Source organism: Pseudomonas sp. GW821-FHT02B10 (genome assembly GCF_059421865.1).
In genome coordinates this window covers 256,398-281,219 of sequence record NZ_JBWKVU010000008.1, presented here as the reverse complement: position 1 = coordinate 281,219, position 24,822 = coordinate 256,398, and the positions used below count along the sequence as shown (strand labels likewise).

At 64.6% G+C, this 24,822-nt stretch carries 24 protein-coding genes; 17 read left to right on the top strand and 7 right to left on the bottom strand.

Translation table 11 applies throughout. The features are described 5' to 3' along the window. The first annotated feature begins 15 nt into the window (after positions 1-15). Together AC07VU_RS19115 and AC07VU_RS19110 are read left to right on the top strand one after the other, a co-directional pair. Positions 16-1,203, top strand: a complete 1,188-nt coding sequence (locus AC07VU_RS19115; protein ID WP_457274532.1) for an acyl-CoA dehydrogenase family protein — start codon at positions 16-18, stop codon at positions 1,201-1,203. Between the two features lie 23 nt (positions 1,204-1,226). Further along, positions 1,227-2,333, top strand: coding sequence for a sigma-54 interaction domain-containing protein (locus AC07VU_RS19110; protein WP_085531625.1), 1,107 nt, complete (start codon positions 1,227-1,229; stop codon positions 2,331-2,333). Here the strand turns inward: AC07VU_RS19110 and AC07VU_RS19105 are convergent. Then, complete coding sequence (locus AC07VU_RS19105) at positions 2,330-2,695, bottom strand: antibiotic biosynthesis monooxygenase (RefSeq protein WP_085531627.1); 366 nt, start codon at positions 2,693-2,695, stop codon at positions 2,330-2,332. The two genes, AC07VU_RS19110 and AC07VU_RS19105, sit on opposite strands and share 4 nt — an antisense overlap. Before the next feature lie 118 nt (positions 2,696-2,813). Between AC07VU_RS19105 and soxR the strand changes: the two genes are divergently transcribed. The 11 genes from soxR (at position 2,814) to AC07VU_RS19050 (ending at position 11,560) form a co-directional block, all read left to right on the top strand. Next, on the top strand, positions 2,814-3,269 hold the full coding sequence (gene soxR / locus AC07VU_RS19100) for a redox-sensitive transcriptional activator SoxR (protein ID WP_274304216.1): 456 nt from the start codon (positions 2,814-2,816) through the stop codon (positions 3,267-3,269). Positions 3,270-3,471: 202 nt separating this feature from the next. Continuing rightward, positions 3,472-3,933 carry a VOC family protein gene (locus AC07VU_RS19095; protein ID WP_274304217.1) on the top strand — a complete coding sequence of 154 codons (462 nt, stop codon included), beginning with the start codon at positions 3,472-3,474 and terminating at the stop codon, positions 3,931-3,933. Positions 3,934-4,215: 282 nt separating this feature from the next. Further along, a complete protein-coding gene (locus AC07VU_RS19090) occupies positions 4,216-5,427 on the top strand; it encodes a PepSY-associated TM helix domain-containing protein (protein WP_274304218.1) in 1,212 nt (403 codons plus the stop codon). A 17-nt stretch (positions 5,428-5,444) separates the two neighbouring features. Then, positions 5,445-5,966: a PA2404 family protein gene (locus tag AC07VU_RS19085; protein ID WP_053262111.1), complete on the top strand. Its 522-nt coding sequence runs from the start codon at positions 5,445-5,447 to the stop codon at positions 5,964-5,966. Beyond that, positions 5,963-6,307 carry a hypothetical protein gene (locus AC07VU_RS19080; RefSeq protein WP_274304219.1) on the top strand — a complete coding sequence of 115 codons (345 nt, stop codon included), beginning with the start codon at positions 5,963-5,965 and terminating at the stop codon, positions 6,305-6,307. Before AC07VU_RS19085 ends, AC07VU_RS19080 begins: the two co-directional genes overlap by 4 nt. Continuing rightward, positions 6,304-6,876 carry a DUF6162 family protein gene (locus AC07VU_RS19075; protein WP_495030253.1) on the top strand — a complete coding sequence of 191 codons (573 nt, stop codon included), beginning with the start codon at positions 6,304-6,306 and terminating at the stop codon, positions 6,874-6,876. The genes AC07VU_RS19080 and AC07VU_RS19075 overlap by 4 nt, the downstream gene beginning before the upstream one ends. A gap of 34 nt (positions 6,877-6,910) precedes the next feature. Continuing rightward, a complete protein-coding gene (locus AC07VU_RS19070; protein ID WP_007930423.1) occupies positions 6,911-7,840 on the top strand; it encodes a metal ABC transporter substrate-binding protein in 930 nt (309 codons plus the stop codon). After that, positions 7,837-8,592 (top strand): metal ABC transporter ATP-binding protein, encoded by a 756-nt coding sequence (locus AC07VU_RS19065; protein WP_274304221.1) that lies wholly within the window; start codon positions 7,837-7,839, stop codon positions 8,590-8,592. The genes AC07VU_RS19070 and AC07VU_RS19065 overlap by 4 nt, the downstream gene beginning before the upstream one ends. After that, the gene (locus AC07VU_RS19060) at positions 8,592-9,491 is read left to right on the top strand and encodes a metal ABC transporter permease (protein WP_085531635.1); all 900 of its coding nucleotides are present in this window, start codon (positions 8,592-8,594) and stop codon (positions 9,489-9,491) included. The genes AC07VU_RS19065 and AC07VU_RS19060 overlap by 1 nt, the downstream gene beginning before the upstream one ends. Next, positions 9,492-10,478 (top strand): metal ABC transporter solute-binding protein, Zn/Mn family, encoded by a 987-nt coding sequence (locus AC07VU_RS19055; protein WP_277589330.1) that lies wholly within the window; start codon positions 9,492-9,494, stop codon positions 10,476-10,478. Positions 10,479-10,732: 254 nt separating this feature from the next. After that, a complete protein-coding gene (locus AC07VU_RS19050; RefSeq protein ID WP_495030252.1) occupies positions 10,733-11,560 on the top strand; it encodes a class I SAM-dependent methyltransferase in 828 nt (275 codons plus the stop codon). Between the two features lie 176 nt (positions 11,561-11,736). Here AC07VU_RS19050 and AC07VU_RS19045 read toward each other — a convergent pair whose 3' ends face one another. From AC07VU_RS19045 to AC07VU_RS19030, 4 genes are all read right to left on the bottom strand, one after another. After that, positions 11,737-11,961, bottom strand: a complete 225-nt coding sequence (locus AC07VU_RS19045; RefSeq protein WP_016704262.1) for an MbtH family protein — start codon at positions 11,959-11,961, stop codon at positions 11,737-11,739. A gap of 81 nt (positions 11,962-12,042) precedes the next feature. Beyond that, positions 12,043-13,455 carry an aspartate aminotransferase family protein gene (locus AC07VU_RS19040; RefSeq protein ID WP_495030251.1) on the bottom strand — a complete coding sequence of 471 codons (1,413 nt, stop codon included), beginning with the start codon at positions 13,453-13,455 and terminating at the stop codon, positions 12,043-12,045. 273 nt (positions 13,456-13,728) lie between these two features. Continuing rightward, the gene (locus tag AC07VU_RS19035; RefSeq protein ID WP_007922870.1) at positions 13,729-15,051 is read right to left on the bottom strand and encodes an ATP-binding protein; all 1,323 of its coding nucleotides are present in this window, start codon (positions 15,049-15,051) and stop codon (positions 13,729-13,731) included. A 3-nt stretch (positions 15,052-15,054) separates the two neighbouring features. Beyond that, on the bottom strand, positions 15,055-15,732 hold the full coding sequence (locus AC07VU_RS19030) for a response regulator (RefSeq protein WP_007922871.1): 678 nt from the start codon (positions 15,730-15,732) through the stop codon (positions 15,055-15,057). 153 nt (positions 15,733-15,885) lie between these two features. Here AC07VU_RS19030 and dsbD point away from each other — a divergent pair, with 153 nt between their 5' ends. The 4 genes from dsbD (at position 15,886) to AC07VU_RS19010 (ending at position 22,688) form a co-directional block, all read left to right on the top strand. Beyond that, positions 15,886-17,616, top strand: a complete 1,731-nt coding sequence (gene dsbD, locus AC07VU_RS19025; RefSeq protein WP_274304224.1) for a protein-disulfide reductase DsbD — start codon at positions 15,886-15,888, stop codon at positions 17,614-17,616. Then, on the top strand, positions 17,616-18,488 hold the full coding sequence (locus tag AC07VU_RS19020; protein ID WP_009044901.1) for a TlpA disulfide reductase family protein: 873 nt from the start codon (positions 17,616-17,618) through the stop codon (positions 18,486-18,488). The genes dsbD and AC07VU_RS19020 overlap by 1 nt, the downstream gene beginning before the upstream one ends. Then, on the top strand, positions 18,464-19,231 hold the full coding sequence (dsbG, locus tag AC07VU_RS19015) for a thiol:disulfide interchange protein DsbG (RefSeq protein ID WP_495030250.1): 768 nt from the start codon (positions 18,464-18,466) through the stop codon (positions 19,229-19,231). The genes AC07VU_RS19020 and dsbG overlap by 25 nt, the downstream gene beginning before the upstream one ends. Positions 19,232-19,325: 94 nt before the next feature. Next, entirely contained in the window at positions 19,326-22,688 is a 3,363-nt protein-coding gene (locus AC07VU_RS19010) for a DEAD/DEAH box helicase (RefSeq protein ID WP_495030249.1), read from the top strand. Positions 22,689-22,799: 111 nt separating this feature from the next. On the opposite strand, the gene AC07VU_RS19005 is transcribed toward AC07VU_RS19010, so the two are convergent. After that, positions 22,800-23,144, bottom strand: coding sequence for a DUF6124 family protein (locus AC07VU_RS19005; protein ID WP_009044904.1), 345 nt, complete (start codon positions 23,142-23,144; stop codon positions 22,800-22,802). A 559-nt stretch (positions 23,145-23,703) separates the two neighbouring features. Further along, positions 23,704-24,756 (bottom strand): hypothetical protein, encoded by a 1,053-nt coding sequence (locus AC07VU_RS19000; RefSeq protein ID WP_495030248.1) that lies wholly within the window; start codon positions 24,754-24,756, stop codon positions 23,704-23,706. Between the last annotated feature and the right edge of the window lie 66 nt (positions 24,757-24,822).

Here is a 24,822-nt window from a genome sequence, read left to right as displayed (position 1 = left end):
AACGAGGAACACCGCGTGACTGCCAAGCCGCAAAGCGCCTTGTTGTCCCCCTTGCAGACCACCCGCCAGCTGGCGGCCGAGTTTGCCCTGACCGCTGTCGAACGCGACGAACGCGGCGGTACTCCGAAAGCCCAGCGCGACGCCCTGCGCCAGAGCGGCCTGCTGGCCCTGAGCATTCCCACCCAGTACGGCGGCCTCGGCGCCAGCTGGAGCGAGACCCTGAACATCGTCCGCGAGTTCGCCAAAGTCGACAGCTCCATCGCCCACGTCTTCGGCTTCCATCACCTGATGCTGGCCACCGTGCGCCTGTTCGCCCGCCCGGAACAATGGCAACCCTGGTTCGAACAGACCGCGCGCAAGAACTGGTTCTGGGGCAACGCCCTCAACCCGCTGGACACCCGTACCCTGGTGAAGAACCTCGGCGGCTGGCGCGAGTTCTCCGGCAAGAAAAGCTTCTGCTCCGGCGCCAACGATTCAGAAATGCTCATCGCCTCGGCGGTCGACGAAAGCAACGGCGGCAAGCTGCTGATTGCCGCCATTCCCAGCGGCCGCAGCGGCATCACCCTGCACAACGACTGGAACAACATGGGCCAGCGCCAGACCGACAGCGGCAGCGCCAGCTTCGAGCGGGTGCGGGTCGAGGAATCGGAACTGCTGCTGGACCCGGGGCCCTTGAGCACGCCCTTCGCCTGCCTGCGCCCACTGATCGCCCAACTGACCTTCACCCACATGTTTCTCGGCATCGCCGAAGGGGCTTTTGAAGAAGCTCGCCAATACACCCTCACCGAAACCCGGCCCTGGCATAAGTCCAGCGCGCAGGAGGCCTATCAGGACCCTTATGTGCTGGGTCACTACGGTGATTTCTGGGTGGCCCTGGAAGGCATGCGCCTGTTGGTGGAGCGCGCCGCGGAGCTGCTGGACAAGGCCTGGGCCAAGGGCCCGAACCTGAGCGCCGAAGAACGCGGCCACCTGGCCACGGCCATCGCCACCGCCAAGGTCGCCACCACGCGCCAGGGTCTGGAGCTGTGCAGCCGCCTGTTCGAGGTCACCGGTGCCCGCTCCACCCACGCCTCCCTGCGCCTGGACCGGCATTGGCGCAACCTGCGCACGCAAACCCTGCACGACCCGGTGGATTACAAACTCCATGAGTTGGGTGACTGGGCCCTGAACCAGTCCCTGCCGACCCCGACTTTCTATTCCTAGCCTTCTGCTCCCGGAGCTTGTCCATGCAGCTTTTGACCCTACCGCCCTCGCCGGCCCTGGCCACCTCGATCCGGGCCACCGCCCAGGTGTTCGAAGACCCGAAATCCCAGGCCTTGCTGGCGCATCTACAGCAGGTCGCGCCGAGCGAGGCCAGCGTGTTGATCATCGGCGAAACCGGTACCGGCAAGGAGCTGGTAGCGCGCCATATCCACAACCTCAGCGCCCGGCGCAACCGGCCCTTCGTGGCGGTGAACTGCGGCGCGTTCTCCGAGTCGCTGGTGGAGGCCGAGCTGTTCGGCCATGAAAAAGGCGCCTTCACCGGGGCCCTGAGCGCCAAGGCCGGCTGGTTCGAAGAGGCCAATGGCGGGACCCTGTTCCTTGACGAAATCGGCGACCTGCCGATGGCGATCCAGGTGAAGTTGCTGCGGGTGCTGCAGGAACGCGAAGTGGTGCGCCTGGGTTCGCGCAAAAGCATTCCCATCGATGTGCGGGTGCTGGCGGCAACCAACGTGCAACTGGAGAAAGCCATCAACGCCGGACATTTTCGCGAGGACCTGTACTACCGCCTCGACGTGGTCAGCCTGGAACTGAGCCCACTGCGCGAGCGCCCCGGCGACATCCTGCCGCTGACCCGGCACTTTATCGAAGCCTACAGCCAGCGCCTGGGCTACGGCGCCGTGACCATCAGCAGCGAGGCCGAGCACAAGCTGCGCAGCTACAGCTGGCCGGGCAATATCCGCGAACTGGAAAACGTCATCCACCACACCCTGCTGATCTGCCGCGACGGCGTGATCGAGCGCGACGACCTGCGCCTGTCGAACATGCGTATCGAGCGCCAGGACGACAGCCACCACAACCACGACGACTCAGCCGAAGCGCTGCTGGAGCGGGCCTTTCACAAACTCTTCGAAGAGCAGGCCGGCGCCCTGCATGAAAAGGTCGAGGACGCGCTGCTGCGCGCGGCCTACCGCTTCAGCCACTACAACCAGGTGCACACCGCCAACCTGCTGGGCCTGAGCCGCAATGTCACCCGCACCCGGCTGATCAAGATCGGCGAACTGGCGGTGAACAAGCGCCGCCCGCCGGAAAAACCCGGCCAGCACGAGCGCACCCTGCAACTGTCGATCTAGCTGGCCAGGCGGCAGTGCAGCGCGTTGTCCGGGCTGCGCTCGATGCTGCGCACCACCTGGAACGAGCCAAAGGTCACGGTCTTGGCCTGATAAGCACGCAGCAGTTGCCAGAAGTCCTGTTCGCCCTTCTCGAAACTCTGGAAGGCCGCCTCGCCGGCTTCCCGGGTTTGCCATTGCAGGTAGTTGAGCACCCGCCGGCCGTCCTCGCTGGCCTGCACGTTGCCACTCAGGAAACCCGGGTACCCCTGGGCCAGGCGCTCGGTCTGCTCGGACAGCGCCGACACCAGGCCGGATTGTTGATGGGGTTCGATTTCGAATTCGATCAATTGCGTAAAGCTGCGGTTTTGCGCAAACGCGTGCATGGCAAGTCCCCACTGACGGATAAACGGAATCTTGTGATTCGAAGGCCCGCAGGGTAAAACCTCCAGTTAAGTAAAGGTCAAGCGACTTTTGCTCATTCCCCACCCGCAGGAGCGCTGCATGCCCAGCCCCGAAACCGTGCACAAGGAACTCACCGTCGGCCAAGTGGCTGCCCGCAGCGGCGTAGCGGTCACCGCCCTGCATTTCTATGAAACCAAGGGTCTGATCAAGAGCAACCGCAACGCCGGCAACCAGCGCCGTTATCCGCGGGAAGTGCTGCGCCGGGTGGCGCTGATCAAGGTGGCGCAGCGCCTGGGCATTCCCCTGGCCGAGATCGGCCAGGCCCTGCGCAGCCTGCCGGACCACCGCGCACCGACGGCCGCCGACTGGAAGCGGCTGTCCGAGCAATGGGCCGTTGAGCTGGATGAGCGGATCAAGCAACTGACCCTGCTGCGCGACCGCCTCAACGGCTGCATCGGCTGCGGCTGCCTGTCGATGCAAGACTGCCCGCTGCGCAACCAGGGCGACCAGCTGGGCGAACGCGGCCCGGGCGCGCGATTGCTGGAAACCGACTGAGCGGGCGGCCCATCGGTTTCCCCAACCCGACCGCAGCCTGCGGCAGCGGCTGCACCTCTTCTCCTGATCGCCGGATCACTGTTGCCAGGCGGACACCTCGTCAGCTCAAGCAAGGCAGTGGACTGCCCGGGCCTATAGTGAACCGACCGGAAAACCGGCCAGGTTCACTTCGACAAACCCATGACAAGAAAGGAGAACCGAGATGAGCGTCAAACCCATCCCCGAGGGTTACCCCAGCATCACGCCCTACCTGGGGATTACGCAGGCTGCCGAGGCTATCGAGTTCTACAAGAATGCCTTCGGCGCCATCCAGGTCATGCGCCTGGACATGCCCGACGGCAGCGTCGGCCATGCCGAGCTGCGCATCGGCGACTGCCCGATCATGCTGGGAACGCCCTGCGATCAGGGGCCACTGAGCAATCCCGACCAATCACCCGCCGTCGGCCTGCACCTGTACGTCAACGATGTCGACAAACAGTTCGCCCAGGCCATCGCCGCTGGTGGCCAGGTGGTGTCCGAGGTCAAGGACCAGTTCTACGGCGACCGCAGCGGCACCCTCAAAGACCCGTTCGGCCACCTGTGGTTTCTCGCCACTCGCAAGGAAGACCTGAGCGAAGAGCAGATCAAGCAACGGGCCGTGGAGATGTTTAAACAGCAGGGATAAGCGCTGTGCCTGAAAACCGTTGATCGTGGGCCAGCCTCGCGCCTACAGAAGAAGCGCGCGAGGCTGGCCCGCGATAGCCCCCCCAACGCCCCACAGCGCGGGCCTTGCGCACGCCATTGGTCGCGCGGAAACATTTACTTTCATATCGTCTTTCGGGATTTACGATTCTCATTCGTCTTAATTAGATGCAGCAGGTCGCGTTGGCGAAGGTTACGCCGCGGGTTTCTCTCCGGGCTTACCAGCCGCCCGCGGCTCCACTCCTCGAATCAAGACGCGTGCTCAATGTCGAAGAAGTCCCGCTCGAAAATCTGGTTTCTCGTTCACAGCTGGCTGGCCCTGCCCATCTGGTTCTTTGTGCTGATCGTTTGCGTCACCGGCACCCTGGCCGTGGTCAGCCAGGAAATCGTCTGGCTGGCCAACCCCGACATCCGCGCCAGCAAACCCACAGGCGACGCCCAACCGCTGAGCTACGACCAGATCGTCAAAGCCATCAAGCAGGCCGAACCGCAGACCCTGGTCGAAAGCATCAGCACCCCCGACGAAGCGCATTTCGCCCTGACCGTGGGCGTCAGCTACCCCGATGGCCGTTCCGTCGAGGTCTATGTCAACCCGTACACCGGCGTCATCCAGGGCGTCAGCCCGCAGTTCAACTTCCAGGCCTTCACCCGCGCCCTGCACGGCTGGTGGCTGGTGCCTTTCACCAACGGCTACAGCTGGGGCTGGTACCTGGTATCGCTGCTCGGCCTGCCGATGCTGGCCTCGCTGGTCACCGGCCTGGTGGTCTACAAGAAGTTCTGGAAGGGCTTCCTCAAGCCGACCCTGCGCCTGCGCCATGGCGCGCGGATTTTCTGGGGCGATTTCCATCGCCTGAGCGGCATCTGGTCGATCTGGTTCATCGCGGTGATCTCCATCACCGGCACCTGGTTCCTGATCCAGGCGATTCTTGGCGACAACCAGATCACCCTTTCCAGCGAACCCATAGTTCCGGTGATCGCCCGCGAAAGCGTGCCGACCTCCGCCGACGGCAGCCCGGCGCCGATGATCGGCGTCGATGAAGCCATCCGCATCGCCACCCAGCAGATCCCGGGCTTCGAGGTCAGCTTCGTCATGCTGCCGAGCAATGCCTACAGCCACCTGTTCATTGGCGGCCGCGGCTGGTACCCGCTGATGTACCAGACCGCCAACCTCAATCCTTACAGCGGCTCGGTCGATACCATGCACCTGCTGTCCCATCGCTCGGCCCTGGAGTTCGTCACCGAGTCCATGCGTCCGCTGCACACCGGTGATTTCGGCGGCATCTGGATCAAGCTGATCTGGTGCTTCTTCGGCCTGCTGCTGAGCATGATGGTGCTCAGCGGCCTGCTGATCTGGACCAAACGCACCGCCCTGGCCACCGCCGCGGCCCTCAAGCGCAGCACCAAGACACCACGTCCCGCCCTCGCCCAGCGCCCGGTTGTGGCCCTGCACAGCGACACGCCGGAGGGCAACCTGTGAGCAAGACAGACAACCCAATGCCGGTTTCGCCCCTGCGCCAGTTCTGGCTGAAATGGCGTTTCCACCTGAACATCCTGCTGTTGCTGATCCCCCTCGGCTTCATGCCCAAGTACTTCGCCGACGCGGCGCTGGCCCGTGGCGACAGCGGCCTGGGCGAACGCGAGGTGGGCGAGGTGCAGGTCGGGCCCTGGAGCCTGCGCCTGGCCGAACTGCGCAACCAAGCGCCGCAACTTCAGGGGCCAGCCGGCTATATGAAGGGCTTCAATGCCGCCCTGTGCGATGCCTGCATCGACCAGGTCAAGGCCACCTACCTGCGCATCGGCAAACCCCGCAGCCTGCGCGCCGCCGGGGTGATCTTCTTCGGCACCCCGTACCGCATGGGGGCCAGCCTGCCCGTTCCGGAAAAGACCAAGGCCGACGCCGAGCTGTGGATCACCATGGAAGGCTGGGACGGCAGCATGCACCAGGCGGCCATCCCCCTGGGCCAGGCATCCCCGGCCACCCTCGCCTGGCTGAACCAACAAGGAGGCAAACCATGATTGCTGTACCCACCGCCCGCCAGCGCCTGCTCGGTGCCGGCGCACTCCTGCTGGCCAGCGCCCTGTTCAGCGGCGGCGCCCTGGCCCACAACCCGATGTGCGAGTGCAAGCAGATCGACGGCGAGCAGATCCGCTGCACCGGCGGCTTCTCCGATGGCAGCGGCGCCCCGGGGGTGACCCTGGACGTGATCGGCTACGACGAAACCATCCTGGTGCCCGGCAAACTGGGCGCCGACTCCACCCTGACCTTCAAGAAGCCCGACGCCGAGTTCTACGTGCTGTTCGACGCCGGCCCCGGCCACGTGGTCGAGATCGACCAAGCCGACATCGAGGCCCCATGAACACCTCCACCCCCCAAGTCGTGCGCCCGGCCGGTGCCGGCCATGAAACCCTCTACGTCCTGCTGCTGTGCCTGTTGATCCTCAGCGTGGCCGGCACCGTGGTGCTCTGGCGCGGCGAAACCAGCGAAGTAGCCAGCATCGACAGCCAGCAACTGGACGCCCGCCGCGACCTCACCGCCGGTGAACAGGGCCTGTACGCCGACCTGCGGGTGACCCTCGACGAAATCCGCCTGCTGCGCGAAGAAGCCCAGGCCCTGCCGACGCCCGAACAACTGGCCGAGGAAGGTTTCGCGCCCTTTGCCCAGGACGCCAGCTCGGTGAGCCGTGGCGGGCATGCCTGGCAGTTGCGGCAACAGGCCTATGTCGGCCTCAGCCAGAACAATCAAGTGGCCGGCTCCTTCCTGATGCGCATCGCCGCCGACCCGGCCGCCGTCCCGGACATCTGGCTCAACCGCGGCCCGTCCCTCGCCGCCCCCGACGACCTCAGCGACGCCGCCCTGGCCAGTGCCGGCTGGCAGCAGGTGGTCGCGCAATTCGATGCCGGAGTGACCCGCCAGCATCGCCACTGAACCCACGCATTCACCGAGAGAAGACCGCTAGCCCATGCCTATTTCATCTCAACGCCGCCCGCTCCTGCGGGTGCTGCTGGTCAGCCTGTTCGCCCTGTTGCTCAGCCCTCTCGCCACGGCCGACCAGGCCAAGCGCCTGCGTATCGGCATCACCCTGCACCCCTACTACAGCTACGTGGCCAACATCGTCGGCGACAAGGCCGAGGTCGTGCCGCTGATTCCCGCCGGCTTCAACCCCCACGCCTATGAACCGCGCGCCGAAGACATCAAGCGCATCGGCACCCTGGACGTGATCGTGCTCAATGGCGTCGGCCACGACGACTTCGCCGACCGCATGATCGAGGCCAGCGAACGCCCGGACATCCCGGTGATCGAGGCCAATCAGAACGTGCCGCTGCTGGCCGCCACCGGCATCGCCGCGCGCGGCGCCGGCAAAGTGGTCAACCCGCACACCTTCCTGTCCATCAGCGCCTCCATCGCCCAGGTCAACAACATCGCCCGCGAGCTGGGCAAGATGGACCCGGCCAACGCCAAGACCTATACCCAGAACGCCCGCGCCTACGGCAAACGCCTGCGGCAGATGCGCGCCGACGCCCTGGCCAAGCTGACCAAGGCGCCCAACGCCGACCTGCGGGTGGCCACGGTGCATGCCGCCTACGATTACCTGCTGCGCGAGTTCGGCCTGGAAGTCACCGCCGTGGTCGAGCCGGCCCATGGCATCGAGCCCAGCCCGAGCCAGTTGAAAAAGACCATCGACCAGCTGCGTGAACTGGACGTCAAGGTGATCTTCTCCGAGATGGACTTCCCCTCCACCTACGTCGACACCATCCAGCGCGAGTCCGGGGTCAAGCTGTACCCGCTGTCGCACATTTCCTACGGCGACTACAGCGCCGAGAAATACGAGAAGGAAATGGCCGGCAACCTCGACACCGTGGTCCGGGCGATCCAGGAGGCCGGTGCATGACCGCCCTGCACAGCCTGGCCCGCGGCCCGTCCATCGAATTCGACCAGGTCAGCCTGACCCTGGGTCGCACCACCATCCTCGACAACGTCAACTTCAAGGTGCAGCCCGGCACCGTACATGCGCTGGTCGGCCCCAACGGCGGCGGCAAGAGCTCGCTGATCAAGACCCTGCTCGGGCAGATGCCCCACCAGGGCCAGTTGCGCCTGCAATGGCCGGGCGAGCCGGGGGTGATCGGCTATGTACCGCAAGCCCTGGAATTCGACCGCGGCCTGCCAATGACCGTCGACGACTTCATGGCCGCCATGTGCCAGCGCCGCCCAGCTTTCCTCGGCCTCAGCCGGCATTACGCCGCGACCATAGGCGAAGCCCTGGAGCGGGTCGGCATGCAGGACAAACGCAAGCGGCGCATGGGCGCCCTGTCCGGCGGCGAACGCCAGCGGGTGCTGCTGGCCCAGGGGCTGATCCCAGCACCGCAGTTGCTGGTGCTGGACGAACCGATGTCGGCCCTCGACGAAGCCGGCATCCAGGTCTTCGAGCGCCTGCTCGGCGACTGGCGCCAGGCCGGGATCACCCTGCTGTGGATCGAGCACGACCTGGAAGCGGTCGGCCGCCTGGCGGACCGGGTCACCGGCCTGCATCGCCGTGTGCTGTTCGACGCCCACCCGCAGCAGGCACTGACCCCGGAACGCCTGCTGACGCTGTTTTCCACCCACCCGCGCAGCGCGGATATCGTCAGCGGGAGTGTTGCCTGATGAGTTACGAAGCCTTTCGTCTGATGATCCAGGGCTGGGCCTCCTCCGGTTACCTGCCAGAAGCCCTGGCCTATGGGTTTGTGGTCAACGCCCTGCTCGCCGGCTTGCTGATCGGCCCGGTGCTGGGCGGCCTCGGCACTTTGGTAGTGGTCAAGCGCTTCGCGTTCTTCTCCGAAGCGGTGGGCCACGCGGCGCTGACCGGCGTGGCCATCGGCATCCTGCTCGGCGAACCCTACACCGGCCCTTACGGCAGCCTGTTCGGCTACTGCCTGCTGTTCGGCATCCTGCTCAACTACCTGCGCAACCGCACCGGCCTGGCGCCGGACACCCTGATCGGGGTGTTCCTGTCGGTGTCCCTGGCCCTGGGCGCCAGCCTGCTGCTGATCCTCGCCGGCAAGATCAACGTGCACATCCTGGAAAACGTGCTGTTCGGTTCGGTGCTCACGGTCAACGGCAACGACCTGCTGGTGCTGCTGATCGTCGGCGCCCTGGTGATGGGCCTGAGCCTGCCGCTGTACAACCGCATCATGCTGGCCAGCTTCAACCCGCAACTGGCGGCGGTGCGCGGTGTCGCGGTGAAAACCCTGGACTACCTGTTCGTGATCCTGGTGACTCTGATCACCGTGGCCGCGGTGAAAGTCATAGGCGCGATCCTGGTGGGCGCCCTGCTGGTGATCCCGGCGGCGGCCGCGCGCCTGCTGAGCCAGTCGCTCAAGGGCTTTTTCTGGATCTCGGTGCTGATCGCCACGGTCAGCACCCTGTGCGGCATCCTGCTGCCGATCCTCTTCGACCTGCCCGTCCCCTCCGGCGCCGCGATCATCCTGGTGGCCGGTGTCGCCTTCGCCCTGGCCGCCGTTGCCCGCGGCATTGTCCCCAGCCTCAAAGGGAATATCGGATAAATGCACAGTTCATTACGTCACCTGACACGCCCCCTGGCTTTGGCCCTGGCCCTCGGCGGGCTGAGCAGCGCGCCGGTCCTGGCCCAGCCGGACCGTTTCGAACCGATGCGCGTCACCGCCAACCAGAGCCTGGGCACCACGGCGCTGCACAGCGCCAGCTCACCCAAGCCGCTCACCGTGCTGGCCTCGCTACCGATCACCTTCGGCCTCGCCCAGTGGCTGCTGCAAGGCACCGATGTGCGACTCGAACGCGCCGCCCCCGACAACCTGCCGGGCTCACGCCAGACCGCCTACTTCACCGGTCGCGGCGCCCCGGCGCTGCATAAGCTGGCCCTCGACGCCGACGCGGTGATCGGCCTGCGCTCGATCTGGCCGGACGACCCGCTGTACCCCAATGCGCGGCGCAGCAACATCCGCATCGTCGAAGTCGATGCCGCGCGCCCGGTGGATGGCGCCCTGCCCGGGGTCGCCCTGCAGCCCGGCAAGAGCGACGGCCTGAACAGCCAGCCGTGGCTGTCGAGCAATAACCTGGGACGCATGGCCGATGTGCTGGCCGCCGATCTGGTGCGTCTGGCCCCGGCCGCCAAGCCGCAGATCGACGCCAACCTGGCCAGCCTCAAGCAGCGCCTGCTCAAGCTCAGCGCCGATAGCGAGGGACAACTGGCCAATGCCGACAACCTCAGCGTGCTCAGCCTCAGCGACCACTTCGGTTACCTGGTCAGCGGGCTCAACCTGGAGCTGCTGGAGGTCGACGCCCGCGCCGACAACGAGTGGACGCCCGAAGCCCTGCAGCAACTGCAAACCCGGCTCAAGGACAACGACGTGGCCATCGTCCTGCATCACCGCCAGCCGTCCGACGCGATCAAGGCCGCCATCAGCGCCGCCGGCAGCCAGTTGCTGGTGCTGCAAACCGACAGCGCCGACCCGCTGGCGGAGTTGGAGAACAATATCAAGCAGGTGATAACGGCGCTGAACGCCAAGCTCTGAATGGGTGACAGAGGCGCGACCGCGATTCCTGTAGCCGCTGCCGCAGGCTGCGATCGGGGCGCAGCCCCGTGGACCGGACGCTGGTCTGATGCTTGGGGTTGCCTGGCTTGGCGCCCGCTCCGCGGGCGATCGCAGCCTCGCTGAGGCTCGGCAGCGGCTACAGGCGCCTGCCTGCACTTACAAATTCCCCCAAGAATCGCCCGCCTCGCCGGTGCTAGCCTGCTGCTCCCATCGAACGGACAGGAAGCCCCGCCATGAGTGACTACCTCAAGCTCAACCAGGCCAACTGGGACGAGCGCGCACCGCTGCACGCGGCCTCGCCGGACTACCAGGCGCAAATGTTTGTCGACGACCCGCGGCACCTGTCCGAAGTGGTGCGTTTCGACCTGCCGCTGCTGGGCGACATCAGCGGCCTGCGCGGCGTGCATCTGCAATGCCATATCGGCACCGACACCCTGTCGCTGGCCCGCCTCGGCGCGCGGATGACCGGGCTGGACTTCTCCCCCGCGTCCCTGGCCGAAGCCCGCAGCCTGGCGGCGCGCACCGAGAGCGCCATCGAGTTCGTCGAGTCCGACATCTACAAGGCCTGCGAGGTGCTGCCCAAAGGCGCGTTCGATCTGGTCTACACCGGTATCGGCGCCTTGTGCTGGCTGCCCAGCGTCGACACCTGGGCGCGTAATGTCAGCGAATTGCTCAAGCCCGGCGGCCGGCTGTTTATCCGCGAAGGCCACCCGATGCTCTGGGCCCTGGACGAAAGCCGCGAGGATGCGCTGGTGGTCGACCTGCCCTACTTCGAGCGCAACGAACCGCTGGTGTGGGACGACGACAGCACCTACGTCAGTACCGACCGACCGCTCAAGGCCACGGTGACCCATGCGTGGAACCACGGCCTGGGGGAAATCGTCAGCGCGCTGCTCAAGCACGGCCTGGACATCAGCGGCCTGGTGGAACACCAGAGCATCCCCTGGGAAGCCCTGCCCGGGCAGATGCGCTATGACGGGCAAGGCGAATGGCACCTGCAACACGCCCCTTGGCGCCTGCCATTGAGCTACACCTTGCAGGCCGTCAAACGCCTGGGCTGACGCCTACAAAAAAGCCCGCTGGACCTGCGGGGTTCAACGGGCTTTTGCACCCTGTAGCCGCTGCCGAAGGCTGCGATCGACCGGAACGGTCGCTGGCGATCTTCAGATCGCCGAAGCCCTGGCGGGCTTATCGCAGCCTGCGGCAGCGGCTACGGGTCAACGTCAGTACGCGGTAATCAGTTGGTAGCCGCCTGGGCGTCCATCTTCTGCCGCAGGCTCAGCGGACGCATGTCGGTCCACACCTCTTCGATGTAGGCCAGGCACTCTTTCTTGAAGCCGCTCTTGCCCACGGTGCGCCAGCCTTGCGGCACAGCCTTGTAGTCCGGCCAGATCGAATACTGCTCCTCATGGTTGACCACTACCTGGAAGAGGATGTCCTCGCGGTCGAATACTGAAGTCATTACGTGTCTCCATCGCTATAAGGCTCGCTGCGCTGAACGCGCAGCGGTTGTGAATAAGGAACGTTCAAGGCCCATGAAAAATTAGAGGCTGGCGACCGCCGCCGCCAACGCCCGGCTGAAAATATCCGCCACCTGATCGATTTGCGCCGCGGTGATCACCAGCGGCGGCAGGAAACGCACCACGCTGCCATGGCGCCCGCCCATTTCCAGGATCAACCCGCGCTTGAGGCATTCACGCTGCACCAGCGGCGCCAGGCGGCTGAACTGCGGCGGATGACCGAGGGCGTCTTTCTCGCCGGCCGGGTCCACCAGCTCGATCCCCAGCATCAGGCCGCGCCCGCGAATGTCGCCCATCTGCGGATAGTCGCGCTGCAGGATCCGCAGGTGCTCGCGCAAACGCTCACCCATGGCGGCGGCATGCTCGGCCACCTGGTGTTCCTTGAGGTAGCGCATCACCGCGGAACCGGTGGCCATGGCCATCTGATTGCCACGGAAGGTGCCGGCATGGGCGCCCGGCAGCCAGGTGTCGAGCCAGTCGCGGTAGACCACCACCGCCATCGGCAGGCTGCCGCCGATAGCCTTGGACAGCACCACCACATCTGGAATGATCCCGGCGTGCTCGAAGGCGAACATCTTGCCGGTACGACCGAAACCGCTCTGGATCTCATCGACGATCAAGGCCACCCCGGCTTTTTCGGTGATGCGGCGCACGCCGCGCAGCCAGTCGAGGTCGGCGGGAATCACCCCACCCTCGCCCTGCACCGCTTCGACGATGATCGCTGCCGGCAGCTGTACGCCGGCTTCCGGATCGCTCAGCAGGTTTTCCAGGTAGCTCAGGTTGGCCTTGACCCCGGCTTCGCCACCCAGGCCGAACGGGCAGCGGTAGTCGTAAGGGAACGGCAGGATCTGCACCCCATTGGTCAGCAGCGCACCCAGCGGGCGCTTCGGCCCCAGGCTGCCCATCAGGCTCAAGGCGCCCTGGGTCATGCCGTGGTAGGCGCCCTGGAACGACAGCACAGTGCTGCGGCCGGTGGCGGTGCGGGTCAGCTTCAGCGCCGCCTCCACGGCGTCGGTGCCGGTGGGGCCGCAGAACTGGATTTTCGCTTCGGCGGCCAGGGCCGGCGGCAACAGGCCGAACAGGTCCTGGACGAACTGGTCCTTGACCGGGGTGGTCAGGTCCAGGGTCAGCAGCGGCAGCTCATCGGCCAGCACCTGCTGGATGGCCTCGATCACCACCGGGTGGTTGTGGCCCAGGGCCAGGGTCCCGGCACCGGCCAGGCAGTCGATGAAACGCCGGCCTTCGACGTCCTCGACATGAATCCCGCTCGCCCGTTTGAGCGCCAGGGGGATCCGCCGCGGGTAACTGCGGGCATTGGATTCCTGCTGGTTCTGCCGGGCCAGCAACGGCGATTCGGTGAACTGGTAAAGCGTCTCGGCAGGCGCGGGACTGGTCCGCGCGGGCTGATCGTCGACAAGGCTGGTAGCAACTGACATCTCTCGAATCCTCACGCTGATGAGTTGAGCGAAACCGCACACCACACAGGTACGCAGCCGGTTCAGCGCGCACTCGCAGGTTTTCCTGTTCTGGAAACGCATCAGCGACGAGAGGATTTACACCCAGGCGAGGGTTTATTGCGTGGGGAGATAACGGGAAGCGGACGAATTGTCAGGGGACTGTGGCGATTCGAGTTTTTTCGCGAGCAAGCTCGCTCCTACAGTGGGCAGCACAACCCTTCTTGTAGGAGCGAGCTTGCTCGCGATAGGCCCTCAGGCCGCTTGCAGCGGCATGGTCAGCTCGACCCGCAAGCCATCGGGCCGGCTGTCGAAGTGCAGCACGCAACCGCAACGCTGGACGATCGCCTGGACGATGGCCAGGCCCAGGCCGCAACCGGTGCTCTGGCCGTTGCGCCAGAAGCGCTGGGTCAGGTGCTGCAAGTCGTCCTCGGGAATGCCATCACCGTGGTCGCGCACCTGGAAACGCACGCGATTGCCGATGGTTTCCAGGTTCAGCTCCACCGGCGCATCGCTCGGGGTGTGGCGCAGGGCATTGTCCAGCAGGTTGCGCAGCGCGGCGATGGCCAGCACCGAGGGCATTTCCAGCGGCGCCGCCGACACCCGCTCGTCGATGTGCAGCCTGACCCGCTGCCGGGCACCGCTGGCGGCGTCCTGGATCGCGGTCTTCGCCACCTGTTCGGCACTGCACTGCACGCCGTCCTCGAACGACAGACTGCCTTCGACCCGCGCCAGCAACAGCAGTTGCTCCAGGGTCCGGTGCAGACGGTCGGCGCCTTCTTCGGCGCGCGCCAGGGATTGATCGCGGGCCGCGCCGTCGGTCATCCGCGCCACTTGCAGGTGGGTCTTGATCGCCGTCAGCGGGCTGCGCAATTCGTGGGCGGCGTCACCGGTCAGGCGGCGCTCGCGTTCGAGGGTCTTGCCGATGCGCTGGAACAGCTGGTTCTGGGTTTCCAGCAATGGCCGCAGCTCGCTGGGCAGCGGCTGGATCTGCAACGGCTCCAGGGAGTCGGCGCTGCGGCGCATCAGGGCATCGCGCATGCGGTTCAGCGGCGCCAGGCCCTGGCCGATCCCCAGCCACAACAACCACAGGCAACCGAGCAAGGCCACGCCGACCGGCACCGAGGCGGCCAGCAGCACCGACATGTTCAGCGCTTCACGCTCGACCTGGCGATCAGCGGTGGTGATGCGCAGGTCACCCCGGGCCAGGGTGAAACTGCGCCAGCGCACACCGTCGATCATCTGGTCGTGAAAACCCATGCGCTCGGCTTCGAGCTTTTCGTCGGGATGGTTATGGCTGCGGGCGAGGATCTCGCCGCGCAGGGAGCTGACCTGGCAGGCCATGCCCCCGGGAATGTTCAGCTGTTCGGCGCTGAAATGGGTGCCCTCGCCCTTGCTCGGCAAGGCCGGCAATTGTTCCAGCAGGCCGGCGACCATGCGCGCCGACGCCACCAGGCGCTGGTCGAGGGAAAACATCATCTGGTTGCGCAGGTCGCTGAACATCCAGGCCGCGGCCAGCGCCCAGATCAGCACGAAGGCCGCGCCGATGGTCAGGCTCAGGCGCAAACGCAGGCTCATCACTTACGACTCCTCCCCGCCATCCGCCGGCCCCAGGCGATAGCCCAGGCCGCGCACGGTCTCGACGATGCCGTTGCCGAGTTTGCGCCGCAGGTGGTGGATGTGCACGTTGAGGGCGTTGCTTTCCAGTTCGTCGTTGAAACCGTAGACGCTGTCCTTGAGCTGCTCGCTGGACAGCACTCGGCCACGGTTGTGCAACAGCGCCTGGAGCAGCGCCTGCTCGCGCCGCGACAGGTCCACCGGCTGGCCGCCGAGCTGGGTTTCGCGGGTGCTTGGGTCGTAGGTCAGGCGGCCGTGCTCGATCAGGTTGACGCTGCGCCCCGCCACCCGGCGCAACAGGGTATGCAGGCGCGCCGCCAGTTCCCGCAGGTCGAAGGGCTTGAGCAGGTAATCGTCGGCGCCGGCCTGCAGGCCGTCGACCCGGTCGGTGACCGAGTCCCGCGCCGTGAGGATCAGCACGGGGATTTCCAGGCCGTTGTGGCGCAGTTGCTTGAGCAGTTTCAGGCCGTCTTCGTCGGGCAGGCCGAGGTCGAGCACCATCACGTCGAATTCCGCCACGCCGAGCATGGCCCGCGCCGCCGAGGCGGTGGCCACGTGCTCGACCGTCAGGCCCTGGGCCGTGAGGCCGGCCACGATCCCGCTGGCAATCAGCTCATCATCTTCACAGACAAGTACGTGCATGGTGGAACCTGTAGAAAAGGGGTGCATTAAAACCAGCGCCGATTAAGCCGACATTATGCCTGCACCGCCAGTGCCACAAGGCGTGCAGGGTTAATCATCGGTTAATCGCCATCGGCCATTGTGCGGTCACCTGCACCGGTTTAAGGCTTTTCCATGCGTCGTCTGTTCATCCTGTTGTTCATGCTGCTGTCGGGCCTGGCCCAGGCGGGTAACAACCCGTTCGAGGTCAAACCCGACTTTCTCCCGGTCGGCAAAGCCTTCGTCTTCACCTCCGAACGCCTGGCGTCGGGGGAAACCCAGCTGTTCTGGCAGATCGCCGACGGCTATTACCTGTATCAGCAACGGCTGAAATTCGACGGCCTGGCGGAGGCGCACACACCGGCGCTGCCCGAGGGCGAGGCCCACAGCGACGAATTCTTCGGTGCGCAGCAGGTGTATCGCCAGGGCCTGGAACTGAAAATCCCCGCCGGCGCCACCGGCAAGGTCAAGGTCGGCTGGCAAGGCTGCGCCGACGCCGGCCTGTGCTACCCGCCGCAATCTCTGGAAGTGGACCTGGGTGGCAGTCCGGCCGCCGCCAATGCCACCGAAGCCAGCGACCAGTCCCTGGCCAGCGGCCTGCAACAGCGGACCCTGGGCTGGAGCCTGCTGGTGTTCTTCGGCCTCGGCCTGCTCCTGGCCTTCGCCCCCTGCTCGCTGCCGATGCTGCCGATCCTCGCCGGCCTGGTGGTGGGCAGCGGCGCCAGCCCGCGGCGCGGCTTCGCCCTGGCCGGCAGCTATGTGGTGTGCATGGCGTTGGTCTATGCCGCGATGGGTGTGCTGGCCGCGCTGCTCGGCGCCAACCTGCAAGCCCTGTTGCAACAACCCTGGCTGCTGGGCAGCTTTGCCGCGGTGTTCGTGATCCTCGCACTGCCGATGTTCGGTTTCTTCGAGATGCAATTGCCGGCGGCCCTGCGCGATCGCCTGGAAAACGCCAGCCGCTCGCGCAGCGGCGGCAGTCTGGTCGGCGCCGGGGTGCTCGGCGCCCTGTCCGGCCTGCTGGTCGGCCCGTGCATGACCGCGCCGCTGGCCGGCGCCCTGCTGTACATCGCCCAGAGCGGCAATGCCCTGCACGGCGGGCTGATCCTGTTCGTCATGGGCCTGGGCATCGGCCTGCCGCTGTTGTTGCTGGTGACGGTGGGCAACCGCTTCCTGCCCAAGCCGGGCCCGTGGATGAACCTGCTCAAGGGCGTGTTCGGCTTCCTCTTTCTCGGCACCGCCATTGTGCTGCTGCGCCCGGTGCTCGACGAATCGCTGTGGATCGGCCTGTGGGGCGCGCTGGCGCTGGTCCTGGCCTACACCGCCTGGTATCAGATGCGTGCCGCCGGGCGCGCCGGGCACCTGTTCGGCGCCAGCTCGGTGGTGTTCGGCCTGTGGGGCAGCCTGCTGCTGGTGGGCGCCGCCGGTGGCAGCGACGACCTGTGGCGACCGCTGAAGGTCTACAGCGGCGGCAATGGCGTGGCGACCGTCAGCGCCCACGACGCCTTCAGCACCGTCAACGACCCGGCCGCCCTGCAAGGCGCCCTCGACACCGCCAGGGCCCAGGGCCAGTGGGTGCTGCTGGACTACTACGCTGACTGGTGCGTGTCCTGCAAGATCATGGAAAAACAGGTGTTCGGCCAACCCCAGGTCCTCGAGGCCCTGAAAGACGTGCGCCTGCTGCGCCTGGACGTGACGGCCGACAACGCCGCCAGCCGCGAACTGCTCAACCGGTATAAAGTGCCGGGGCCGCCGAGCCTGCTGTGGATCGGCCCGGACGGCGAAGAACGCCGCAGCCAGCGGATTACCGGTGAGGTAGACGCGGCTGCCTTCCTGCAACGCTGGACCGCTACCCGAGAAGCCCGTTGATGCTGACCTTTACCATCGGCACCTTTGCCATCGCGCTCAACCACCTGCTGCTGATCAGTGCCCTGGCGCTGGCCACCCTTGTCGGCTGGCGAGTCGCCAAGCGCGGTGGCGAGAACCCGGAATCGGTGCTGTTCGGCCTGTTCCTGCTGGGCATGCTGGCGGCGCGCATCGGCTTCGTGGTCGCCTACTGGAAGCATTATCGCCACGACCTGTGGCAGATCATCGACCTGCGCGACGGCGGTTTCCTCGCCTGGCCGGGGGCCATCGTCCTGCTGCTGGCCGCCCTCGCCTGGGGCTGGCGCCGCCCGGCCCTGCGCCAGCCGCTGGGCGCCGGGGTCGGCAGCGGCCTGGCCTTCTGGCTGCTCGCCACCCTGTCCCTGAGCCTTTTCGAACAAGGCACGCGGCTGCCGGAAATCGCCCTGCGCAACCCCGACGGCGGCACCGTGCAACTGACCAGCTACCAGGGCAAACCGCTGGTGATCAATCTCTGGGCCACCTGGTGCCCACCGTGCCGCCGGGAGATGCCGGTGCTGGAAAGAGCCCAGCAGCAACGCCCGGACCTGACCTTCCTGTTCGTCAACCAGGCCGAAAGCATGCAGAGCGTCAGCACCTTCCTGGCCACCCAGGAGCTGAACCTGAACAACGTGCTGTTCGACGGCAGCGGCCGCCTGGGCAAGGCCGTGGGCTCCATGGCGCTACCGACTACGCTGTTCTACAGCGCCGACGGGCGCCTGCTCGGCAGCCACCTGGGCGAGCTGTCCGAAGCCAGCCTGGCCCGCGCCCTGGAACATTTCGACTCAGCGCATTCGACCACGGCCACGCAGGCCGCCCCTTCAAGGAAATTGCCATGCCTTTCATCCGCCACCTGCTGAGCCTGTCCCTGGGCGCCGCCCTGCTCCAGGCCCCGCTGCTGCACGCCGAAGAACTGCCACTAGCAATCAAGAACATCGAAGCCAAAGGCGCCAAGATCATCGGCAGTTTCGATGCCCCGGACGGCCTCAAGGGCTATGCCGCGCAGTACCAGAACCGCGGCATGGCCCTGTACCTGACGCCGGACGGCAAGCATGTGCTGCTGGGCAATCTGTACGACGCCGACGGCAAGGACCTGAGCGCCGAGCCGCTGCAGAAACTGGTGTACGCGCCAATGGCCAAGGCCGTCTGGGCCAAGATGGAAAAGAGCCACTGGATCGCCGACGGCAAGGCCGACGCGCCGCGCGTGGTCTACCTGTTCAGCGACCCCAACTGCCCTTACTGCAACATGTTCTGGGAACAGGCGCGGCCCTGGGTGAACGCCGGCAAGGTCCAGCTGCGGCACATCATGGTCGGCATCATCCGCGAAGACAGCCCGGGCAAATCCGCCGCCCTGCTGGCCGCCAAAGACCCGCAGAAAGCCCTGCAGGACCACGAGAAAGCCGGCAAGGGCAGCAGCCTCAAGCCCCTGGCCAAGATCCCCGCCGAAGTCCAGGCCAAGCTCGACGCCAACATGGCGCTGATGGACGAACTGGAGCTGTCCGCCACCCCGGCGATCTTCTACATGGACGACAAGGGCGAGCTGCAACAGCAACAAGGCGCGCCCGCGCCGGACAAGCTGGGCAAGATTTTCGGGCCCAAATAAATGAGATGCGCCACGACCTGACCACTAATGGCCTTTAGCCTTAACGACAGCGTTACACTACTGCCTTTATTCACGCAGACAGGGATGTGACGTTTTGACAGCTCAAGGACAAGCTAGGCTTTTAGACATTCTCGACTACTGGCACAAGGTGGAATTCTTTCTACCTTATGCCCTCGGGAAATATGTTGAGGACTTCAAGAAATGGGAGACCCGATGGCTCTCCCAGGAAATTCTCCAGCAGAGCAAGGACAGCCACTGGCGCAACTTTTCCATACCTGACGACCTTCAAGTCAAAGGCTTCAATCTCTATATCGGGGTCTTTGACGCCTCCGTCATTGCGACTCTTTGCGAACCGTATCTGGCCGCTTTATCGGTAGACGAGAACACCTTCTACGAAGAGCAGGAACGGGTGGAGCTTGAAGGTTTTACCTGCTTCGCCAAGATCAAGCTCAATGCTCAAGCCGTCCCGCAACTGGATGCCGTGTCACTGTCGACGGCTCCCTGGGCCCTGGGGCAAACGGTGAGCAAAGGGCTTGGTGCGCTTGGCCATCAAGCCTTCGAGGACGCCAAGGAGCAGTTGATCAAACTGCTGCACAACTTCCACGGACAGCGTCAGCAAAACGATGACCCAGCCTTGATGGCTGAGGAAGTCATGCATCTGCATCAACTGCTGTGCAACTGGGCCAGTTTCACGCCTGAGCAAAACAGCGGTAGCTCGGTCGCATTGCTTCAAGTGCTGACCCAACCCAAGGTCGAGAAACCACTCACGCAACCCTCTGCGGCGCAGGCAACGGAAGTCGAGGACGAAGAGGAGCCCGATACCGAGATCGACATCCTCAACAGCTTTTTCATAAAAGACATCGAGCGTGCGATCGCCAGCCTGCAACGCGCAGAACAGCCGCTGCCTTTGCTTCAATACCTGGGCGAAGCCGACCCGGGCAAAAGAATCGACCTGTATACCGACAATGGCCGCAAGGCCATTTACCAGGCCCTGCAACCGCAATGCATAAACCCCGGGCATTGGCCGGATGAGCCGGGCCATGCCATGAGCCTGATGCAACAGTTCGCGATCAATACCGCGCTCGGCACCTTGGAAAACAGTGGGGTGTTCTCCGTTAACGGACCACCCGGGACAGGCAAAACGACGTTATTGCGCGACATGTTCGCCGAGAACATCGTGCGTCGGGCGCGGGTATTGGCGGGATACAGCGAGGCGGAAGATGCTTTCGTCGGCGGGAAAAAACCGCAGGTCACCTTCAAGGGCATGCCGAATACCTACACCATCCGCGCGCTCAAACCTGAGTTGACCGGCTATGAAATGGTGGTGGCCTCCTCCAACAATGCCGCCGTGGAAAACATTTCCCGAGACCTGCCCAAACGCAAATCCCTGGGAAAATGCTGGAACGACGTGCAGTACCTGCAACCGGTTGCCCATAAGATTGCCGCACAAAAAAGCGATGGCAGCATCAGCGACCTGTCCGACGAGGACAAACCCTGGGGCTTGATCTGCGCCGCACTCGGCAATAGCAACAACCGAAAGGTCCTGCAGGAGCGCATGTTCTTCGCCCCGGTAGACTCCATCGAGCCCAATCGGCCACTGACAATTCGGCAATGGGTGGATGAATACAAGGGCCCCACCTTCAAGGATGCCAGCGCAGCCTTCAAAAAAGCCGATGAGGCGGTCAACAAAGCACTGGAGGAACGAGCCCGTTACGCCAGCCTGCTGGAAGAAATGGCGGCTACCGATGAACAGGCCTTCCTGCGCCTTCAGCAACACTCATTCAATCAGGCCGAACAGACCAGGGCGTCCGCCCAGCAAGCCCTCGACCAACAGCAACAGCAACTTCAAGCAACGGCGCAACATCTGAGCAGCCTTCAGGAACTGGAGCGCTTGATAGATCGCAGCCGTCCGGTCTGGTGGAAGCGCTTGTTCAATACTCAAGCAGCTAAAACCCACCGTGACGAACAACTGGAAAATGCCCGGCTCCAGCGTCTGGCGCATGAAGAGATCAACCGCGCGAAAAGCCTACTGAACAATAGCCTCAGACCAGAACTTGAAAACGCGCAAACCGCATTGCTGTTCTGTAAAAGCGAACTCGATACCCGTCTGGCGCAATGGCAAGACAAGTGCCGATGCCTGGCCGATTTCGCCAGCCGCCTGGGCCGTCCGGATTTGCCAAGCCAGCTCAGTGAGCTGGAGAACAGCGAGTTCCAGATCAATGGGCTTTGGCATGATGAAGCACTCAATCGCTTGCGCTCGACCTTGTTCGCCGCGGCTTTGACCCTGCATGAAGCCTGGCTGGCCGAGGTGGCGCCCTCAGGCTCGAACGGCAAGGGCTTCAGCGCCAACCTCGCCGCCATCAGCCTGTTGCTGAGCAACAAGACTCCCGAGGATGAGCGACTGACCCAGGTGCTCTGGCAAAGCCTGTTCATGGTGATCCCGGTGGTCTCGAGCACCTTTGCCTCCTTTGCCAACCAGTTCCGTGGGTTGGGTGCTGGCTCTTTGGGCTGGCTGTACATCGACGAGGCGGGACAGGCCGTGCCCCAGGCCGCCGTCGGTGCCTTGTGGCGGGCGCAAAGAGCCATGGTGGTGGGCGACCCCCTGCAAATCGAGCCGGTCTTCACCCTGCCGCAACGCCTGGTCAAGACCCTGGGCCAGCTATCGGTACACACGGCGAACGATGCCTTCGCCCCCAATCGTGTGTCGGTGCAAAGCCTGGCGGACCACAACAATCTGTATGGCAGCGTGTTCAAGAACGACACCGATCAAGAGCTGTGGATCGGCAGCCCGTTGCGGGTCCACAGACGCTGCATCGAACCCATGTTCAGCCTGTCGAATCAGATCGCCTACGGTAACAAGATGGTCTTTGGCCTGCCCAACGCCCACGCCGAACAGGACGCCCCGGTGTACAGCTCCAGTTGCTGGGTCGATATCCCTGGCAATGTCGAACACAAACAGGTTGTCCCCCAGCAGATCGAGTTCATGGTCGATCTTCTCGGACAACTCTACTCACGCGATGGAGAGCTGCCGCAGCTGTACGTGATCTCGCCGTTCAAGGCCGTGCGCCTGGCCCTGCAAAAAGCCATACGCGCGGCGGCCTGGGCCAGGCCCAACCATCGCCCGAAATTACCTGCGGGCGAGTTGAAGCAGTGGTTGAAAGCCTCCGTCGGCACCGTGCATACCTTCCAGGGTAAAGAACAAGACACTGTGTTCATGCTGCTGGGGGCAGACCCTGAGCATGCGGGAGCGGCGCAGTGGGCCGCCTCCAAACCCAACCTGTTGAACGTTGCCCTTACCCGGGCCAAACGTCGGGTCTATCTGGTGGGGGATTTTGAACTGTGGGGGTCGCTGCGCTATTTCGATGCGGTGAGTCGCGGCAAATTCCCGCTGCAAAGAATGGGGCCCGCTTCATTTCTGGCGAAAATGAATGCGCTGGAAGAACAGACCCCAAGTTGAACACCGTCAGCGCCTGACGCTGACCTGAGCGCTCGCCCCCACGGATACCTGATTGTGAAACGACTATCAGGCCTCCGTGGGGGCAAGCCCGCTCATGATGCGCGCTTCAGTTCAACGGGCGCCGCGCCCATCCAGCAACGCATCCACCACCGCCCTGGCCATTTCCACGGAATGGACCATCGACCAGATCAACCCACGCTCCAGGCCACTGCCGCGTTCGGTGATTTCATCGCTGACTTCTTCAGCGCATTTGAGCAAGAGCGAGACATGCACCAGGGCTTCTTCGGCGCTGATGCCTTCGCGTACACAGAAAAGAGAATCCGGACCTACCGGCCCTGCCGTAGTGGCATGGAGAGAATCAAATGCTTCAGGAGGCGAACTGGCCAGTGCCTGACGCAAGGTTTGATTGGCGGTTTTCAACTCAGGGTAGCGATATGCAGGAATTGGCTTTTTCATGGATGCGGTCCTCAACACAGTGGATATGAACACCCAGCAATTACTTCTGGGTCTTCGTACGTTCCTGATATGTTTTTCGGACTTGCACATCCGGCCATCGATTTCGCGATGACCCACGCAGACTAGAGCCTCAGAACAACCACATTCAAGCGGCAAACTGCTTCTCGGAAAGACCCTACAAAAGAACGCGAAACATCCCACTGTAGCCGCTGCCGAAGGCTGCGATCGACTGCGTAGCAGACGCCAAACCTGCCCATGAGGTGGGTCAGGCAAAAAACCGTCGCCTGGTTTGCGGCCGCTTCGCGCCCGATCGCAGCCTTCGGCAGCGGCTACAGGGGCGTGTCTGAGTTCGGCGCCTGTGCATAAGCCGTTGCCGAGGGCTGCGATCGGCTCGGTCCGCGTTCGGGCGCAGCTGACGCCAAACCTGCCCATGAGGTGGGTCAGGCAAAAAACCGTCGCCTGGTTTGCGGCCGCTTCGTCGGAATGCCGCCAGCCCGAGCGCAGCCTCGCAGGCTCGGCAGCGGCTACAGGGGCGTGATTTGGGGTTTGTGCGTAAGGCTCAGGCAAACTCGTCCGGCGCTTCGCGGGCGAGGATGTTCTCCAGGTCGCCCGTGTCGCCTCGTTCGTTGAGGAGGCCGCTGACCTGATCTACCCAGACCTTTTCCGAGGCAATCCCGGCCCACGACTGGCTGCCGAAGCCGTGATACGGCCGGTCATCGAAGGTGCTGATCAGCAGTTGGTTGAAGCGCACCGTTTCCAGGTTCTTGCGCTGGATCTGCATCTGCAGCGCCCCCAGCACCTTCTGCTGCTCTTGCGGGTTCGGGCGATAGCTGAAGAGCCGCGGCGAGCTGAGCACCAGGAACTCCGGTGGAAGGTTTTCATCGATGGCCGCCTGCAAGCGGTAATGGCCATCGAGAATCAGGTGGCAGCTCAGGCCGCTGACGTACCACAGCAGGATGGGCGGCAAGCTGCCCTCGCGGGCTTTCTTGCGCCACCATTTGAGGCGCCCGGAATGCGGGTCCACTGCATGCAGGCCGACCACCGCGCCGCCACTCTCGCCCAACTCGACCCAGCGCGCCGCACCGGGTTGCCGGTTGTCGAGGATGTTGCGGCCGTAGATCGCCCACTGCGGCATATGGCTCAGGGCGTCTTCGCCGCCCTTGAAGTACCAGGCTTCGGTGCCGCTCAGCAACGGCCGCATCGGCTTGAGGGATTCCGGGCGCAGGGCCCGTACCAGCCAGTAGCCGGGGTAGAAAAAGTCCGGTTGGTGCTGCATCAACTGCTGGACGAAAAAGCGGCTCCAGGCCTTGAGGCGCAGGGCCGGGTCGAGGCGTAGCTGTTGCTCCACCTGGGGCGAATCGATGGGGCACACCAGGGTTTGCGGCCATTGCTCCAGCAGGTGATTGCGCACCAGCCACACGCCGTAAAGGCAGCGGGACATGGTGCCCCAGAGCAGCGTCTGGTCACCCAGCACCAGTTGCATGCGGCGGTGGTTGCCACTGAGCAGGCGCAAGTTCGGCTTGCCGCTGGCCGGGCGCTTGACCTCCACCCCGAGGCCGTTCCAGTTGCCGGCCAGATCCTCGATATCACGCCAGTGAATGTGTTCCGTCATCGCCCCTGTCCCTGAATGAAAACGCCCGGCGCAGGTGCTTGGACCTGTGCCGGGCGCGACTATAGC